The organism is Peribacillus sp. NPDC097225 (assembly GCF_044761955.1).
GTDB lineage: Bacteria > Bacillota > Bacilli > Bacillales > DSM-1321 > Peribacillus.
In genome coordinates this window covers 149,567-167,749 of the sequence record NZ_JBIWDJ010000005.1, presented here as the reverse complement: position 1 = coordinate 167,749, position 18,183 = coordinate 149,567, and the positions used below count along the sequence as shown (strand labels likewise).

Below are 18,183 nucleotides of genomic sequence, written 5' to 3'. Positions count from 1 at the left end.
TCTCCCCTTATTTACCTAGAAAAGATTCTTCGAAGAAGTCTAGTTGTTTATCGAAAGAATGGGCATCGGCGAAATAGAATGCAGAGCCTTCCGCATAAAATACCTTTTTATCTTTAACCGCCGGTATTTTGTTGTACCAAGTTGAGTCCATGAATGAAGTATCTTGTCCTTCTTTCACTAAATTAAGGACTAAATAATCCCCAACATAGTCACCTAATACTTCTTCGGAAATTCCAAAATATCCAGGCTCAAGGGCAACATCTTTAACAGCCTTTGGCATGTTCAATCCCATTTCCTGATACAGGATTTCCGTTCCACGTCCCCAGTTATCGCCAAATAAATAGATTTGCTTATCAGAGTTACCAGCAACCGTTATAGTAGCATCTTCCCCGATTTTATCTTTGATTTTGTCTCCTACTACTTTCGAACGTGCTTGGAAATCTTTAACCCACTTAGTCATTTCCTCTTCTTTATTGACTACTTTACCCACTTCGATACGTTGGTCGATGTAATTCAAAGCACCGTATGTGAAGATTACGGTTGGCGCAATCTCTTGTAATTTTTTAACGTCTTCCACATCATTAGAACCGATGATCAAATCTGGATCAAGTTCAATGATTTTCTCATAATCCGTGCTCGCTACCACTTCAGCATCCGGATATTTTTTGGCGAAATCCGGGTTATCTTTTGACCATGAATCCATTCCGACTACGTTGACACCCATTTCCATTAAATCTCCCACGAATAACGATAAAACGACTACGCGTTTTGGATCGGCGGGAACTTTAACCGTACCGTTTTCCGATTTATAGCTGATCGTACCCGATTTTTTTGCATCATCCTTACCTTGCGATGTTTCTTTAGTCGATGATTCATCATTTCCACAAGCCGTTAAAATAACCATTAATGCTGCAACTAAGAATAAAAGCCATTTTTTCATGTTCATTCTCCTTTTATTAGATCGTATGTGATGCAAACTGGTTTACCTGTACGGGGGTCTTTACTGATTTCCGCGTCAATTTTAAACACTTTCTTCAGTACATCTGGACTCATCACTTCTTCTGGTGTGCCCGCTTTTATTAAATTCCCACTCTCAAGAGCGATCATGAAATGTGAAAACCGGGCTGCATGATTCAAATCATGTAGAACCATCACAATGGTCCGATTTTCCTTTTCATTCAAGTTCTGCAAAAGCTCCAATACTTCAAGTTGATGGGCCATGTCCAGATAGGTTGTAGGCTCATCCAAAAAAATGATGTCCGTGTTTTGCGCAAGTGCCAAGGCAATCCACACCCGCTGTTTTTGACCTCCGGAAAGTTCATCTACAGAGTTGTGTCTAAATTCATATGTATTAGTAGACTTCATGGCCCAATCAATGATTTCTTTGTCTTCTTTTTTTAGGCCACCGAACCCTGATTGATATGGAAAACGACCATATGAAACCAGTTCCTCGACTAAAAGTCCTACTGCACTATCCTGTGTTTGTGGCAAGATCGACAGTTCCCTCGCCAATTCTTTCGTATTCTTTTTTTGTATTTCTGCTCCATCAAGAAAGACCTGTCCATTTTGATAGGGAATGATTCTTGTTAAAGCTTTTAATAACGTTGATTTTCCACACCCATTAGATCCTATGATTGTAGTAATTTGACCATCGGGAATTTCAATCGTCAAGCCGTTAACGATCACTTTTTTATCGTATCCAACTTCAACGTTACTAACGTTCATTCGCATGTAATCATTACCTCCCCTTTCACGCTGAAATTGATAATCGTTATCAACTACTCAACAATAAGATTATTCAGTATAATCGAATCTTTGTCAAGCGTTTTTAGGAGAAAAGAACTAAGGTACTACCCTCGTTTTTTTTCCCTCCATATAACAACTGCAAATAACAGCCGCCCAAATTTGGACAGCTGCATTGCCTTACCCTCTATTCACAAACTCTTCGTATCTTTCATCGTTCGCAAGCCAGGCTACATATTTACGTTTCGTGTATTTTTCCGCTTCCTCGAACGTATCAAACGATTTCTTTATCAGTTTTCCATTCACTTCAATGATCCACTCTTCTTCTTCATCATTTTCATAAATGAAGATATCCTGTTTATCTCTCGTTGAATATAGGCAACCTTCTGGTGAATTCTTCACATTCAATTGGTTCTTATGAGCGTCGCGCTTAATCGGTTCAGAGAAGAAGGTCTTCTCGACGAATTGGCTGTATGCTTTTTCCGACATCGTACAACCTGCGGCTTTTTGATGGCCGCCCCCATCATATTTCCCTGCAACCTCAGCTACATCTATCTCATCATGGATGGTGCGGAAACTGATTCTTTTGCTTCCGACCATAAGGATCGCAATATAATCCAGATGGGAAAATTCTTTTGATAGCTCATTACCCAATTCCGAATGGTAAGACTCGGCATGGACCACCCCAACTGTATGAGGACCGACCGTAGCCTGATACACTTCTCTTTTTTTCCTATTTATGTACCGATCCACACGACTCTCTTCCACTCCCAAAAGAGTCTGTTCCACTTCATCAAACGCGAAGCTTTCAGCTGATGAGAGCTTATGTGCAATCTTCGTTTCGAATTCTTCAATCGGAATCATGAAGAATAAGTCATTCAACCGCTTGGCCGTTACATTATTATTGGCCTGCCATTCCCATGTATCATATTGTCGAACCAATTCAACGAATTCAGAGAAAATCCGTGAAGGCTCCAGCCACTTTTGATCCACCGCATATTGATAGAATAAAGAAGTGGCTGCCGTTTGTTTGCCGTCTTCCTGTTCAACCGTAACAGATGCCCAGTCATGTTCATTCAAATGCAGCGCCGACTTATGATGGTCGATTAAAAGTGCATGTCCTCCATCCTCAACGAATTGCGTAATCATTTTTTCATTATCTTCATTTACCGAAAGATCGGTAACAATCAATGTATCCTCGATATTCGCCTGCTCAAGAAATGCTTCGACATTCTGATTAAGGCGGCCGATTGAATTATAGCTAACTACCACGTCTTCCCCAAATGCAAGCTTCGCGACGATTCCGCAGCCGACCCCGTCTAAATCATTATGTGTAAAAAGATAGTACACATAAACCCCTCCTAAAAACTAATATATTTACTTTTCCCTAAGAAATGATTTTCAATTGCAATCTTTACAATTGTAGCATAATCACATCCGACTATTTTAACACGGTTCCACCCAAAACCGCTTTGAACGTAAAAAAAAACCGGACACCTTCAATTTTTTTCTTTATTTTGTAATATTTACATCGTAATATAGATGAGTTACTAAATAGAAATCGAGGTATGACAATGTATCAGTTCAGATCAGATCGTGCATCAAGAGAAATAATAAATAACTCAAGACACTCGGCCATCATCATCTACACGCTATTCACGATTGCTGCCGGCCTCCTATTATCATTCACAGTCGGCATACCGACTCTAAACATTGGAATCATTGCCCTTTTTAGCATCATCCCCGTCGTTGTGGCCTCCATTTTGATCAAGCTAAAAAAATGGACACTCGGGGTTCCCTATCTTATCGGCATCACGATCAACCTTTTATTCGCTTCGATCATCATCCAGTCCAGTAGCCCTTTGTCATTGGTCCTGTTATATCTAGGGCTTCTTTTTGCGTCCATTTATTACGATTATTATCATGTCATCTTGTCGATCGTCCTATATTCAGGGTTCCTGATTTACCTGATTTTATGGTCAGAACCTTTTTCCTTGGTTTTATCTGAAAAGGGCGTCACTGTACTTGGTATCGTTCTTTTATTTATTTTAACTGCCATTTTATCCGTCTTTTTCAGTTTAATCGGTAGTGCTTCGATTAATGTCGCCTTGGTCGAGCTTGCAAAGAGCCGACAAACGGAAATCAAGACAAAGGATATGCTTGACGAAATCACTAAATCCGTTCATGGATTGACCGACTTTTACAATGAGCTGCAAGCCAATGTCCAAGTCACTGGAAATATCTCCAAGGAAATCACGAATGCCTTTATAGAAGTCACAAGGAATATTGAATCCCAGGCATTAAGCGCCAATGAGGTGAAAGATTCCATCGATTCATTCGATGGAGAGGTTCAACAGGCCACCCTTGCATCCGATAAAATGAAAGTCCATACGGTAGAAAATGAATCAAGCACCAAAGATGGACGTCAGGCGATGATCATCCTTGCCCAAGATATTATATCCGTGGGGGAAAAGGCTAAACAGACCGCCTTCTTAATGGAAGAATTGAATCAACAAAATAAGCAGATCCAAACGATTCTGGCAACAATCGAAGACATTTCGGACCAAACGAACTTAATTTCCTTGAATGCCTCCATTGAGGCGGCACGAGCGGGGGAACATGGGAAGAGCTTTGCCGTGGTTGCGGATGAGATCAGGAAGCTTGCTGTAAACAGCCGACAGGCGACCAATCAAATCCAGCAAATCTTACATCATATCTCCATCAAGTCTAATGAGGTGACAGATGGCGTGAATCAGAGCTTGGATGTTGCAGGCATGATAAAGGAAAAGTCCGAAGATGTCGAACACGTTTTCAAAGAGATGGAAGGAAACACGCTCCAAGTCATGGAACAATCGATCAAGCTTCAAACCATGCTTCAAGCTTTGACGCAAAACTCGAGTACGGCAACGAATGAAGTGACCAATATTGCCAGCATCGTACAGGAAAATGCCGCTTCCCTTGAGGAAGTCGCCGCGAGCGTGGTGGATCAGAATACCCTCATTACCCAAATGGAAAGTAACTTCTCCAGTTTTGAAGACCTTTTAAGAAGCCTGGAAAAGCTGACAGTCAGCGAGAAGTAATTTGTTCAAGAAGAAAGCCGCGGATGGTTGCCCTTCCGCGGCTTTCTATCTAATTTATTGTTCAATCAGTTTTCCAAGGTTCGCCATTTCTATGGCACTGACCGCTGCTTCATATCCTTTATTTCCCGATTTCGTGCCGGCCCGTTCAATGGCCTGCTCGATATTTTCCGTCGTCAATAATCCGAAGATGACCGGAACTCCGGTATCCAAAGCAACGGAGGCCATTCCTTTCGCTGCTTCATTGCAGACATAATCATAATGCGAAGTAGAACCTCTGATGACCGTCCCTAATCCAATCACTGCGTCGTATTTCCCCGTGTTCACAAGTTTCTTGGCAATGAGCGGCAATTCAAATGCTCCTGGCACCCAAGCGATGTCCACGTCATCCTCGTCAACACCGTGGCGTTTCAGACCATCCAATGCTCCGCCCAATAGCTTGCTTGTAATGAACTCATTGAACCTTCCAACCACGATTCCCACTTTCAGTCCCGATCCGATTAATTGTGCTTCGATAATTTTCCCCATGTCTATTTCCTCCTCATTTTAAAAACATCATGCATTTTGAATGTATACCTGTTCTTGCGATGATTCCTTTTGCTTACGGTATTGTACCAAGTCCGCAATCGTAATGAATTTCAGGTTGAATTTATCCGCAATTAGTTCCAAGTCGGATACACGTGCCATGCTTCCATCTTCATTCATGATTTCACAAATGACACCTGCTGGAGCAGCCCCACATAACTTGGCCAAGTCGACGGAGGCTTCCGTATGTCCCGTGCGGCTTAACACGCCCCCTGCCTTGGCTATCAACGGAAAAGTGTGCCCCGGGCGTTGAAAGTCCTCGGCAACCGAATCTTCCTTCAAAAGCTCAAGGATGGTAATGGACCGCTCGAACGCACTGATTCCGGTAGACGTGCTTTTATGATCGATACTTACGGTGAAGGCCGTCCCATGATGATCGGTGTTATCATTGACCATCGGATGCAAGTTCAGCTTTTTCGCTAACTGTTCGGTAATCGTCGTACAAATCAACCCACGGCCATGCGTCGCCATAAAGTTAATGGCTTCGGGTGTCGCCTTTTCTGCAAGCACCACGAAATCCCCTTCATTTTCGCGGTCTTCATCATCGGAAATGATGATTACTTTCCCAGCTTTCAAATCTTCAATCGCTTCTTCAATGGTATGGAACATCCTGTACACCTCCATTTATTAGAATCCATGCTTAGACAAGAATGCTAAATCCAGTCCTGGTTTTGATTCGCTGTTTTTCATTTGATGTATGATATATTTCCCTAACATGTCGTTTTCAATGTTTACGATATCGCCTGCCGCCTTCCTGCCCAAAATGGTATCCTGATGGGTCAAGGGAATGAGTGATACAGTCAGCAAATTTCCCTCGATGCCGAATATCGTCAAGCTTGTCCCATCGATGGCAACAGATCCTTTTGGCATACAGTATGTACTGAGCCCTTCTTCCAGTTGGATCACATAATAGACGGCATTTTCTTTTCGTTCTTTTTTCATGATGGTGCCCGTTCCATCAATATGACCTGAAACGAAATGGCCGCCGAAACGTCCATTAGCACTCATCGCACGTTCAAGATTCACTTCTGAACCTGGTTTCAATATCCGGATCGATGAAGCTTTCACCGTTTCAGGCATCACATCGACCGTAAATAAAGTCTGTGTGAAGGAAGTCACCGTCAAACAGACCCCGCTAACGGAAATGCTGTCTCCAAGATGGACATCTTCCAGTACTTTCTTAGAGGAAATGGCCAGTTCCATGCTGCTTCTTCCCTTTTTCATGGAATGAACCGTGCCGATCTCCTCAATGATTCCGGTAAACATAGTTTCTCCCCCTTTTATACACATATAAAAAACCCCTTAGGATGGCCTAAGGAGTTAGCAGGAGAAATGAGTGAAAAAAATGGTATACCTAATAAACCCATCATTTCATATTCTGAAAAAATAGGCGTACGTATACACTTGGATTTCACACGTCCTTCTCCCATCCAGACTGTACTGTCGGCTTTGGATTCTCACCAAATCCTGCCTTTATCAGGCTCGCGGGCTTAGAATTGCTTCATCACCGCCGGTTGGGATTTTCACCCGACCCCGAAGGACTAACTATTTTTTTGAATCTTCCATTATTTTAACACTCTAAAGTACGGATGTAAAACATCTATCCTAAAATGAATCGATAGTTGCAAGCAAATCCTATAAGAAAAGGGAGGAATCCATCCTATGTAAGCGACTATAGCCGTGGTGCTTACATATCAACGGATCCCTGCCATAATACAAATCTCGTATACACGATCCAAGAGAGATGCTAAAATTTGATTCCATTATTTTCTTATAAATGTGACAAATCATGATATAATAATTGGAAAATCAAGAATAAATGGGGAATTCAAATGGGAAAGACAAACCTTTTAATGGTTCAGCACAATCATATCGAAAGTGAGCGTATCATCTTACGTCCGGTTTCGCTTGATGATGCTGAGGATATGTATGAATATACATCTGATGAAGAAACGACACGTTACCTTTACGACAAACATAAAGATTTGGACCAGACTAAGAACTTCATAGCGAACTATTTCTTGGAAGAGCCTATCGGCAAATATGCACTCGTGTTAAAGGAAGACAACAAAATGATTGGGGCTATCGAATTCAGGGTGCATGAATCGAACAAATGTGGAGAACTGGGTTATACTTTAAACCGGAATTTCTGGGGTAAAGGCTATATGACCGAAGCGGGAAAATCAATACTGGAGTTAGCCTTCAATGTTTTGGATTTGGAGCGAGTATTTGCTGAATGTGATGTGATAAATGCCGCATCCGGGAAAGTATTGGATCGCTTAGGCATGAAGTGTGAAGGGATTCACCGTAAAAGCCACATGACGAAGGGTACATTATTAGACAGCGCCTATTATTCCATATTAAAAGAAGAATATGTAACCCCCGAAAAAAAGGATGAAACGGTTGTTAACGCTAAATCCTAATTTCACTAATTAATTAAACACCTTTAAAGGACCTTGCTGCAATAAAAGTAGCAAGGTCCTTATTTTTTAGACGTGTTGTACCTTTATCCCTTTACAGATCTTGAATACCTTCTTTTATCCACCAAGTAAGAATCCTTCCTTCCGATGTGCTAAAAAAGGTTATCTCTCCAATTTAAAAGGAATAAGATAATATGTCCCAATTTCATTCAAAGGAGGAAGACACATGCTAATTGTTCTTATCAACCTTGTTGCCTATCTATTCGTCATCACGATGAATTTCCTGGCTAATTACCTTCCCTTCAACGGCCAAACCTCAGGAGAAGTTTCCGGGAAACTGGACGTTCTTTTTACCCCAGCCGGCTATGTATTCTCGATATGGGGATTGATTTATTTTCTTCTTGCCATCTGGGTAGCCAGACAGTTTATGGGGAAACACCAAACAAGTCCCGCATATATGGTCTCTTTCCCATGGTTCGCCTTAAGCTGTGTATTTAACGGAGCCTGGCTATTAGCTTGGCATTACGAATACTTCCTGTTATCCGTCATCATCATCATTACACTTTTATTGACCTTGATTGTCATTTACACAAACATTATAAAAGTGAGGCATGCCTTTCTCGACTTGATGCCCTTTTCCGTCTATCTAGGATGGGTGAGCGTCGCGACCATTGCTAACATTTCCTACTATCTGACCTATATCGGCTGGAATGGTTTCGGGATTTCCGATGTAGCATGGACGATCGCCCTCTTACTCGTAGCCACGGCTCTGGCATTCTTCTTTGCCATCAAAAACAAGGACTGGTGCTACCCACTCGTCTTCGTCTGGGCCATCATCGGAATCGGCGTAAGGAACAGCACGCCCCATCCGACAATCACCACCACATCCTATATCCTGGCCGCCCTCATCCTCATCCTATCCATAACCGTCCTGATCAGGAACCTCAGGAAATAATTCAGGAAATAAAAGGGGTCAGACCCCTAAAACGCCTGTTCAAGGTCAGACCAGATGTCATGCCAGGATTCTAGGCCGACGGAGAGCCGTATGAGTTGGTCGGTGATGCCCATCTGCGTTCTTGATTCTTTTGGGATGGACGAGTGTGTCATCGTAGCGGGATGCTGGATCAAGGATTCAGCGTCTCCTAGGCTGACCGCGATTTTTATAAGCTTCAAGTTATTGAGGAATCGTTGGGCATCCTGTTTTGTCCCCTCCAGTTCAAAGGAAATCATGCCTCCACCGGATTTCATCTGTTTTTCCATGATCCGATAATCCCCTGATTCTGCGTCGCCTGGATAATAGACGGCCTTAACCCGTTGATGCTGTTTCAGCATGCGAAAGATCTCCGTTGCATTAGAAGCGTGACGATCCATCCTGACTGGCAACGTCTTTAATCCCCGCAACAGCAACCATGCATCAAATGGCGAAATAATCCCTCCGATATCCTTCTGTGTTGTCATGGCCACCTGATTGATAAACTCCTTCTTTCCGACAATCAGACCGGCCACAACGTCCCCATGTCCACAAAGATACTTCGTAGCACTATGAAGGACGACATCACATCCAAATTCCAGTGGCTTCTGTAAATATGGAGTGGAAAACGTATTATCGACCACGACAGGCACATTATTCTCCTTGGCGACTTTCATGACCAATCCTAAATCGATCATTTTCATCGTCGGATTAATCGGCGTCTCAACATAGATGCAGGTCGTATTCGGACGGATCATGCTCCTTAGCTGGTCCTCCGTTTCCATATCGCAAAAATCGTGGGTGATTCGGTATTTTTCCTCCATCAGTTGAAGAAGGCCGAAAGTACATCCATACAACCCTTTTGAACAAACAATATGGTCATCGGCTTTGGTCAAAGCAAAAAGGACCGCAGACACGGCAGCCATCCCTGAACTGAACGCAAGTCCCGCTTCACCGCCTTCCAAGGCCGCAATCTTCTCTTCCAGCACCCGAACCGTCGGATTTCCCAGCCTCGAGTAAATATATCCATCTTCTAAACCAGCAAACCGGTTTTCCCCTTGTTCGGCCGTATCGAACGTAAATGTCGAGGTTTGAAACAAAGGTGTGGTCAAGCTTCCTAAATGCTCCTTCGAATCATATCCTTCATGAATCACAGCTGTTTCAATATGCTTATATTTCTCTCCCATTCTAACTCCCCCTATCCAAATAGCTATATCTATCATATGTTAAAAAAACATATTTTGAAAGCGTTTTCAATGTAAGTCGCCTGGGCATTCGTACAGGATCAGTCCTGTTGCCCTTGTTAATCATCCACAAAGCTTGTGAAGCGGCCAGTTTTCCTTTAAAAAGCTTGCAATCTATCAAATAGGAACGTCAAATGAGGATAGCCGGATTACGCTACAGAACATAAAAAAAGAGACAGCCTTCATGGCCATCTCCATTCTTCATGCCTATTCTTCTTCTACGATATTCCCACCATAGAAAGTGACTTTCGTTAAGGGGATTTCAAGTTCGCGAGCCATTTTCTTCAACTCACGCTCTTCTCTTTCCGTCACGATCGAGATGACCGTGCCATCCGCTCCGGCACGTCCCGTTCTACCAGACCGATGAATATATTGGTCAATGTTTTCAGCCATATCAATATGAACGACGGCTGTCAGTCCTTTAATATCAAGTCCACGGGCCGCCACATCGGTTGCAATCAACATCGGTGACTTTCCAGAACGAAGCTTACGCAACGCTTTTTCACGATCGACTTTATTCGACTCCCCGTGAAGTACGCCCATTTCGATGCCTTTAAACTTAAGCTTCTCATGTAACACGCTAAGCTCGGCAATATCGTTCAAAAAGGCCAATGCCTTCACATCTTTCAATCTTGTGATTTTCTCCAAGATTTTGGACTTTTCGCGTCTTTCGACTACAAAATAAAGATGATCGACCTTCGAATCCATTTTTTCACTTTTATCAACCTTGATCAATTCTGGTTCATTCATGAATCCTCGGGCCACTTTTTCCGTTTCTTCGGGAAGGGTCGCCGAGAACACCATGATTTGGCGGTCCTTAAGCGTCGTTTTGATAATATTGTTGATTGTTTGCATATGCTCGGGAATGATCAATTGATCTCCTTCATCGAGTACGATCGTTTTCACTTCATGCATCTTCAACTTCTTTTGGGCAATCAATTCATAGACACGGCCTGGTGTTCCCGCAATCACTTGTGGATGCTTCTTCAGTTTGTCCAACTGACGCTTCACATTGGCACCACCAATGAAGGCTGCTCCAGAAATACCGCTACCTTCCGACCAAATCCGAATCTCTTCATTGATCTGCATCACCAATTCCCGTGATGAAGCCAAGATTAAAGCTTGGGGGGATTTTTTTTCAGGATCTATTTTTTCAAGCAATGGCAGTAAATAAGCAAGTGTCTTTCCCGTCCCCGTTGGAGATTCGGCCATGACGTCTTTTCCTTGTGCAATGACAGGAATCGTTTTCGTTTGTACCGGCGTAAGTTGTGCAAAGCCTGACTTTTTCCAGACTTCCTGGATAAATGGCTTTCTATCGTTCAGTAATACAGGTAATTCGCTCATATCGTTCTCCTTTAATAAAAAAACTTTTCATATCCTTTATAGTACCATTTGTTATAGGGTAGTAGCCAACGGAATCCGAATTGTCACCGTCGTCCCTTTATGTTTCTCACTTTCAAATCGCATCTCACCATTCAATCGATGGACAATTTTCTGACAGATGGTAAGCCCGATTCCCGTTCCCTTTTCTTTTATCGAATAAAACGGTTCACCAATTCGCTCCAACCGCTCCGGCTCCATCCCGATCCCATTATCACTGACCATGACTATAGCATGATCATCGATGATTTGCAGGGATATGTCAATTTTTCCATTCTCACCAACAGCCTCGATGCCATTCTTGATGAGATTGATGAATAGCTGTTTAAGCTCGATCGAATCGGCCATGACTAAAACGGGGTCTGCCCCTTTCACTTCAATGGCCATCTCAATATTGTTCAGGTTCGATTCAGCTTTCATGAGTGTATACACTTGATGCAGGCAATCCCCAAGGTCCAGCTTACGGAAGGTGACATCCTGTTTCTTGCCAAGGACGAGCAACTCGCTCGAAATGATATTGATGCGTTCAATTTCCTTTAACATGATGTCAGTATGCAACGGGTCGACTTCCTTGGACATATCCATTAATTGCACGAACCCTTTTAATGATGTTAACGGATTTCTTATTTCATGTGCCACTGCTGCCGAGAGATGCCCGATGACGGAGAGCTTTTCAGACATGACCATCAATTCCTCTTCACGCCGGACCTTGGTAATGTCCCGGACGATGGCATAGATTCCAAGTAACTCCTTGTGGACAATGATGGGCAAAAAGGTGACACGCATGATTCGCTTTTCGTCATCCATCCTCTGGATATTCGTTTCGAAGTGTACAGCTTCTCCCTCCAAAGACTTGATAAAATAATCAGATGCTTTTTCATTTTCGATCAAATCGATGAAGTATCCCGCTTGTTTTGCTTTTAATGCCTCACCTCGGACCCCGAGGAACTTTTCGGCTTTTGGATTAACCGACATGATCCTGCCTTCAAGATCCAATTGTAGAACACTATCTGGATTGTGCTTAAACAAGGATTGATACTGCTCATCCTTCAAGTTGAATTCCTGTTGGGACCGCAACATTTTCCCTGTCCAATACCGGATGATGACATAGAGAATGATCCCGGTTATGAATATATAGATCCACCCCTTCGAATGCTGGAACATCGCATAGGTGTGAACATTCTCTTTTGCGCGGGACATCGAGATGTAATCGGTAACAAAAATCCATAAGGCCCCAATGATCATATATATAATAGCTACTTTACCTGCAATTTTATGTGAATGGTTCATCGCGTATCCTTTATATTTATTTTTTGGCTTATTATTCCCAACTCACTCAAAAAAAAGTCCTCATGCACTACACATAAGGACTTTACAGCTATTGTACCATATTTTTGCTAATGATTGAAAAGAGAGTGCCATCCATTCAATTGAACAGCGCATTCTATTTAGTTAGGTTTTTAACAGCCTGATCAAAATCTTCGTCTATTTCTTTAGAAGGTTTCGCCGATAACATACTGAAAATCACGACGGCAAGCGTACCTGCGATAAAGCCAGGTATGATTTCGTAGACTTCCGCGAACTTGTCGATGGATTCCCATACGATCACGGTTACCGTACCGATGATCATTCCAGCCAGGGCTCCCCATTTTGTCATTCTTCTCCAGAAAAGGCTCAGTAATATGACCGGTCCGAATGCCGAGCCGAAACCTGCCCAAGCATACCCAACCAATTTTAAAATGGTCCCGCTCGGGTTGAACGCCAAAACAAGGGCAATCACGGATATCGCCAATACGCCCAACCGTCCAACCAGCACTAATTCCTTATCGGAAGCATTTGGACGAACGAACTGTTTATAGAAGTCATCCGTCAACGCACTTGCCGACACCAATAATTGAGAAGCGATCGTGCTCATGACTGCGGATAGAATCGCCGCCAGCAAGAATCCCGTAATTAGAGACGGGAACAACTCTTTAGAAAGGAGGATGAATACTGATTCTGCATTCGCTTCCCCCAAAGGCGCATTCGCCTTGCTAAAGTAAGAAATCCCGACCAATCCAGTGAACATGGCACCTACAATGGCGAACACCATCCAGCCCATACCGATTCGACGGGCACTTTTCAATTCTTTCACGGAAGATATCGCCATGAATCGGACGATGATATGCGGTTGGCCAAAATAACCAAGTCCCCATGCCAGCAACGAAATGATCCCAATCGTCGACATTCCTTCAAACGCATGCAAAAGGGTCGGATCAATTGATTTTATTTCCGTAAATGTTGGAGTCCAGCCTCCTATATTTACAATGGTGACGACAGGTACTAGAATTAAGGCAATGAACATGATGGTTCCTTGAACAAAATCCGTCCAACTCACGGCAAGGAAGCCACCGAATAACGTGTAAAGAATGACGACACTTGCCGTCAGCCAGATTCCATATCGGTAATCCAGGTTAAAGGCCGTCCGGAAAAGCTCCCCGCCTGCTACCATACCGGAAGAGGTGTAGAAAGTAAAAAAGATTAAAATGACTAAAGCCGATACCACTTTTAAAATTCGGGAGCTATCTTTAAACCGATTCCCCAAATAGTCTGGTATAGTAATAGAATTATTCGCGATCTCCGTATATGTACGAAGCCTTGGCGCCACGAATAACCAGTTTAGATAAGCGCCTACTGACAGACCGATGACGATCCACCCGGCACTTAAGCCATTCAAGTACATGGCTCCAGGAAGGCCCATCAGCAACCATCCGCTCATGTCGGAAGCACCGGCACTTAAAGCGGTTACAGCCGGACCCAAGTTTCTTCCTCCGAGCATGTAATCCGTCAGGTTAGCGGTCCTTCGATAAGCAAGGTACCCGATTAACAGCATACCTGCCATGTATATGACAATTGAAACGATTGCTCCATATTCCAAAAATTCTTCCTCCATTACTTACGAACCTTTCGATAGAGAAGGCTCATTTTATTAAAATAAGCTTATCAGAAAAAAAAACATAAGTTAAGTAGTTCTTTCTAATACCCAATATATTAAAATATACAATTAATAGACTATTCAAAAAAGCGTTCCAAAAAACAAGGAGGACAAAGTCATGCAACCCTATTTCAAACAACAGGATGGAATCTTCCCATCGGTTTGCTCACTTGATTGCCCCGATCAATGCGGTTTACTCCTTCACAAAAAAGACGGAAAAATCGTGAAAGTCCAGGGGGATCCCAAACACCCGGTCACAAAGGGAAATATCTGCAACAAGGTCCGGAATATGACAGCCCGTCTATATGATCCGCATCGTCTTTCGCAACCGCTTATGCGAATCGGTCCAAAAGGAAAAGGGCAATTCGCCCCCATTAGTTGGGACGAAGCGATCGGGATGATCACGTCAAAATGGAAGGCCTTGATAGACCAGCATGGACCGGAATGCATCCTCCCCTACAGTTTTTATGGAAACATGGGAAACCTCAGTGCTGAAGGCATGGATCGTCGCTTCTTCCACAAACTTGGGGCAAGTAGGCTGGAGCGTTCCATTTGTAACTCTGCCGGTTCGGTCGGCTACAGTTATACCATGGGCGGTTCGTTCGGAATCGATCCGGAGGAAACGATAGACACAAAGCTTTTCATCATGTGGGGGATTAATGCCGTGAGTACCAATATGCACCAAGTGACAATTGCCCAGCAGGCCCGGAAAAATGGCGCCAAGGTTGTGGTGATCGACGTCCATAAAAACCAGACCGGGAAGTGGGCTGATTGGTTCATCCCCATCCTGCCTGGTACGGATAGTGCACTTGCCCTTGGCATCATGCATATTTTATATGCCGAAAATATGGTCGATCAGCCTTTCCTAGACGCCTATACGGTCGGTTCTGACGAATTGCGTGAGCATGTCCGCCAATATGACCCGGCGACCGTCTCCACGATCACGGGCGTTCCAATCGAAGACCTTTATACATTAGCCCGGATGTATGGACAGACCAAACCATCATTCGTTCGAATCGGTAATGGCCTGCAACATCACGATAACGGCGGAATGGCTGTAAGGACCATCGCCTGCCTTCCCGCCCTTACCGGACAGTGGCTTGTTAAAGGCGGTGGGGCGATGAAAGGGAACTCCGGTTATTTGGCATTTAACAAAGATGCCTTACAACGCCCTGAGCTTTTGCGAAACAAGACTACTCGCATCGTCAACATGAATCAAATCGGAGAAGCCCTTTTAGATAAGGAGAACCCGATTCGTTCCTTATTTGTATACAGCTCCAATCCTGCCCTTGTCGCTCCCAATGCAAACAAGGTTAAGGAAGGACTTATGCAAGAAGACCTATTCACGGTCGTCCATGATTTATTCTTAACTGAAACGGCGCAGTATGCCGATCTGGTCCTTCCCGCCTCTTCATCCTATGAAACGGAGGATTTTTATACTTCCTACTGGCATAATTACATACAAATTCAAAAGCCAGTCATGGAGAAATATGGAGAGTCCAAATCAAATGTGGAATTGTTCAAGCTGTTGGCTGCTAACATGGGATTCGAGGACCAAGCTTTTCAAGACTCTGAGGAAGACATGATCCGTCAAGCACTCGACTTCCCCGAGAATCCTTATTTAGGAAACATCAACTATGAAGCTCTTTCTGAACATCAGTTTGTAAAAGCCGAGATGCGACCACTCTTCCCAGGGAAACTGCCGACACCGAGCGGCAAAATCGAACTCTATTCCGAACGGATGAAACAGCATGGGTACGAACCATTGCCTACCTATACACCCATCGCGAAAGACAGCGACCTGCCGTTCTTATTCATACCGGCGCCGAACCATAATTTCCTGAATTCGACTTTTTCCAATAACGAGAAACATATATCGATGGAAAAAGAACCAAAACTGCATATGAATACGGAAGACGCAGTAAAACGAGGGATAACAGACGGCGATATGGTCCGTATCTGGAATGCACGAGGCGAATGTGTATTAAAAGCCGTCATAGGAGAAAATGTCCTGGCCGGTGTCCTAGTCAGCCAAGGCATATGGCCAAATACACCTGGCAGAAAGCAGCATATCAATGCCCTCACGCCAGACCGGCTCTCCGATATGGGAAATGGTGCCGTCTTCTTTTCCGGCCGTGTTGATGTGGAAAAAGCAGTGTAAATGATGATTTTATTTCTCGCATTCACTCGTTTCCCGGGAAATATCCTCGATTCTTGTAATATATTGACTCAAATTCTGGATTCATTCGCTCCACAAAAAAAGGCTGTTCCCTCTGGGGAAGCAGCCTTTTTCGTGGCATCCGAACCACCCTCTTGTTTAGAATGCCATCATCTTCACGTCTTATATACCTTCTTTTTCGATAGCCGCAAATGTATCGTCCAAGATTTCCATTAACTTTTCAACCTCTTCTTTAGTGATGATCAAAGGTGGTGCAAACACGAGCGTATCTTGATCGAATGTAACAGATCGGCAGATTAAACCATTTTTAGCGGCCTCCGAAACGATCCGTGGAGCCAAAGGGGTTTCGAATTTTTCCCCCGTTTGTTTGTCTTTGACGATCGATATGCCACCAATAAGTCCAAGTGCCCTTACATCCCCGATTATGGGGTGTTTAGCTTGAAGCATTTTAAAGCCTGCAAGCAATTCCACTCCACGTTGTTTCGAGTTTTCAATTAAGTTTTCCCGTTCAATGATTTCGATATTTTTCAACGCAACGGCACAAGCCATCGGGTGGCCACTGTACGTGTAGCCATGTAAAAGCGTCCCTTTAGAAAGGGCTATGAAATCCTGATACATCCTATCATTCAGGACAACACCGCCCAATTGGGCATATCCACTAGTCACGCCTTTGGCAAAGCACATCATGTCTGGTATGACCCCGAAGTGCTCGATTCCGAAATACGCACCCGTTCTGCCAAAACCGGTAATGACTTCGTCCGTCACCAACAAAATGCCGTACTCATCACAAATCTCCCTGACTTCCTTGAAGTAGCCTTCAGGAGGCATATTCACGCCACCAGCCCCTTGTATCGGTTCCGTTATGAAAGCAGCGATAGTTTCCGGTCCTTCCTGTACAATGGTCTTGCGCAATTCCTCAATGGAGGAACCATCCACATAATAGAAATCCGGCGCAAGGGAATTCGTGAAGTCGCGGAAAGGCTTCAATCCCGTGGCACTAGTCGCTCCCATCGCCACCCCGTGATAGGACTTCGAACGGGAAATGATTTTTTGCCGGTTGGGCTGGCCTTTTAAGATCCAATAGTGACGCGCAAGCTTGATCGCCGTATCACTCGATTCCGACCCTCCGGACGTAAAGAACACGGCATTCAAATTTCCGGGTGCGATGGAAGCGATTTTGGCAGCCAACCGAATGGCTGGTTCATTACTGAAGGTGGCAAAATTAGAGGTGAACGCCAATTTCTCCATCTGTTCCTTCGCCACTTTGGCAATTTCGTCCTGCCCATGCCCGATATTCACATTCCAAAGGGAAGACATCCCATCGATAACCGTCCTGCCCATGATGTCCGTTAGGTAAATCCCCTTACCCTCGGTAAAAATGAAACTCGGTCCATCTTGCTGCTGTTGTTCGATCGCTGTTGTCGGATGGATAAAATGCTTTTTATCCCAATCAATCAATTGCTGAATATCCGTCTTTTCTTTCACCATGTAGAAACACCCTTCTCTACTGATATTTTTAATACAGAGATATGTATTCTGCTAACAAGATGCATGCCGAGGTACTGTGTTCTAACATAACCATTCAGGAAATAATCAGGAGATAAGTCAACC

Annotated in this window: 14 protein-coding genes, 1 pseudogene and 1 riboswitch; of the genes and pseudogenes, 4 read left to right on the top strand and 11 right to left on the bottom strand. The window is 43.7% G+C overall.

Annotated features, from left to right (window positions below; genetic code table 11):
• Positions 1–7: 7 nt before the first annotated feature.
• From ACIQXH_RS15800 to ACIQXH_RS15790, 3 genes are all read right to left on the bottom strand, one after another.
• Positions 8–940 (bottom strand): ABC transporter substrate-binding protein, encoded by a 933-nt coding sequence (locus tag ACIQXH_RS15800; RefSeq protein ID WP_403079942.1) that lies wholly within the window; start codon positions 938–940, stop codon positions 8–10.
• A gap of 2 nt (positions 941–942) precedes the next feature.
• Positions 943–1,731 (bottom strand): ABC transporter ATP-binding protein, encoded by a 789-nt coding sequence (locus ACIQXH_RS15795; protein ID WP_402871873.1) that lies wholly within the window; start codon positions 1,729–1,731, stop codon positions 943–945.
• Positions 1,732–1,923: 192 nt separating this feature from the next.
• Positions 1,924–3,093, bottom strand: coding sequence for a DHH family phosphoesterase (locus ACIQXH_RS15790; protein ID WP_402871875.1), 1,170 nt, complete (start codon positions 3,091–3,093; stop codon positions 1,924–1,926).
• Between the two features lie 224 nt (positions 3,094–3,317).
• On the opposite strand from ACIQXH_RS15790, the gene ACIQXH_RS15785 reads away from it, so the two are divergent.
• The gene (locus tag ACIQXH_RS15785) at positions 3,318–4,823 is read left to right on the top strand and encodes a methyl-accepting chemotaxis protein (RefSeq protein WP_403124513.1); all 1,506 of its coding nucleotides are present in this window, start codon (positions 3,318–3,320) and stop codon (positions 4,821–4,823) included.
• Positions 4,824–4,877: 54 nt separating this feature from the next.
• Here ACIQXH_RS15785 and ribH read toward each other — a convergent pair whose 3' ends face one another.
• The 3 genes and pseudogenes from ribH to ribE form a co-directional block, all read right to left on the bottom strand.
• Positions 4,878–5,348, bottom strand: a complete 471-nt coding sequence (ribH, locus tag ACIQXH_RS15780; RefSeq protein ID WP_402871881.1) for a 6,7-dimethyl-8-ribityllumazine synthase — start codon at positions 5,346–5,348, stop codon at positions 4,878–4,880.
• 63 nt (positions 5,349–5,411) lie between these two features.
• Positions 5,412–6,014 (bottom strand): annotated as a pseudogene (gene ribB, locus ACIQXH_RS15775) (3,4-dihydroxy-2-butanone-4-phosphate synthase); the annotation flags it as partial.
• A gap of 18 nt (positions 6,015–6,032) precedes the next feature.
• On the bottom strand, positions 6,033–6,671 hold the full coding sequence (gene ribE, locus ACIQXH_RS15770; protein WP_403124510.1) for a riboflavin synthase: 639 nt from the start codon (positions 6,669–6,671) through the stop codon (positions 6,033–6,035).
• A 148-nt stretch (positions 6,672–6,819) separates the two neighbouring features.
• Positions 6,820–6,950: riboswitch (FMN riboswitch) on the bottom strand.
• Between the two features lie 287 nt (positions 6,951–7,237).
• Here ribE and ACIQXH_RS15765 point away from each other — a divergent pair.
• Complete coding sequence (locus ACIQXH_RS15765) at positions 7,238–7,828, top strand: GNAT family N-acetyltransferase (RefSeq protein WP_402871885.1); 591 nt, start codon at positions 7,238–7,240, stop codon at positions 7,826–7,828.
• A gap of 223 nt (positions 7,829–8,051) precedes the next feature.
• Positions 8,052–8,780 (top strand): tryptophan-rich sensory protein, encoded by a 729-nt coding sequence (locus ACIQXH_RS15760; RefSeq protein ID WP_403124507.1) that lies wholly within the window; start codon positions 8,052–8,054, stop codon positions 8,778–8,780.
• Positions 8,781–8,806: 26 nt separating this feature from the next.
• Here ACIQXH_RS15760 and megL read toward each other — a convergent pair whose 3' ends face one another.
• The 4 genes from megL to putP all read right to left on the bottom strand — a co-directional run bounded on the left by megL (position 8,807) and on the right by putP (position 14,336).
• Positions 8,807–9,982, bottom strand: coding sequence for a methionine gamma-lyase (gene megL / locus ACIQXH_RS15755; protein ID WP_403124504.1), 1,176 nt, complete (start codon positions 9,980–9,982; stop codon positions 8,807–8,809).
• Positions 9,983–10,246: 264 nt separating this feature from the next.
• Positions 10,247–11,383, bottom strand: coding sequence for a DEAD/DEAH box helicase (locus ACIQXH_RS15750; protein WP_402871896.1), 1,137 nt, complete (start codon positions 11,381–11,383; stop codon positions 10,247–10,249).
• Between the two features lie 51 nt (positions 11,384–11,434).
• Positions 11,435–12,709: an ATP-binding protein gene (locus ACIQXH_RS15745; protein WP_403124501.1), complete on the bottom strand. Its 1,275-nt coding sequence runs from the start codon at positions 12,707–12,709 to the stop codon at positions 11,435–11,437.
• A 154-nt stretch (positions 12,710–12,863) separates the two neighbouring features.
• On the bottom strand, positions 12,864–14,336 hold the full coding sequence (putP, locus tag ACIQXH_RS15740; protein ID WP_403124498.1) for a sodium/proline symporter PutP: 1,473 nt from the start codon (positions 14,334–14,336) through the stop codon (positions 12,864–12,866).
• Between the two features lie 175 nt (positions 14,337–14,511).
• Here putP and ACIQXH_RS15735 point away from each other — a divergent pair, with 175 nt between their 5' ends.
• On the top strand, positions 14,512–16,554 hold the full coding sequence (locus ACIQXH_RS15735; RefSeq protein ID WP_403124496.1) for a molybdopterin oxidoreductase family protein: 2,043 nt from the start codon (positions 14,512–14,514) through the stop codon (positions 16,552–16,554).
• Between the two features lie 180 nt (positions 16,555–16,734).
• Here the strand turns inward: ACIQXH_RS15735 and ACIQXH_RS15730 are convergent, their stop codons facing one another.
• Positions 16,735–18,060 (bottom strand): aminotransferase family protein, encoded by a 1,326-nt coding sequence (locus ACIQXH_RS15730; protein ID WP_403124493.1) that lies wholly within the window; start codon positions 18,058–18,060, stop codon positions 16,735–16,737.
• Positions 18,061–18,183 lie beyond the last annotated feature (123 nt).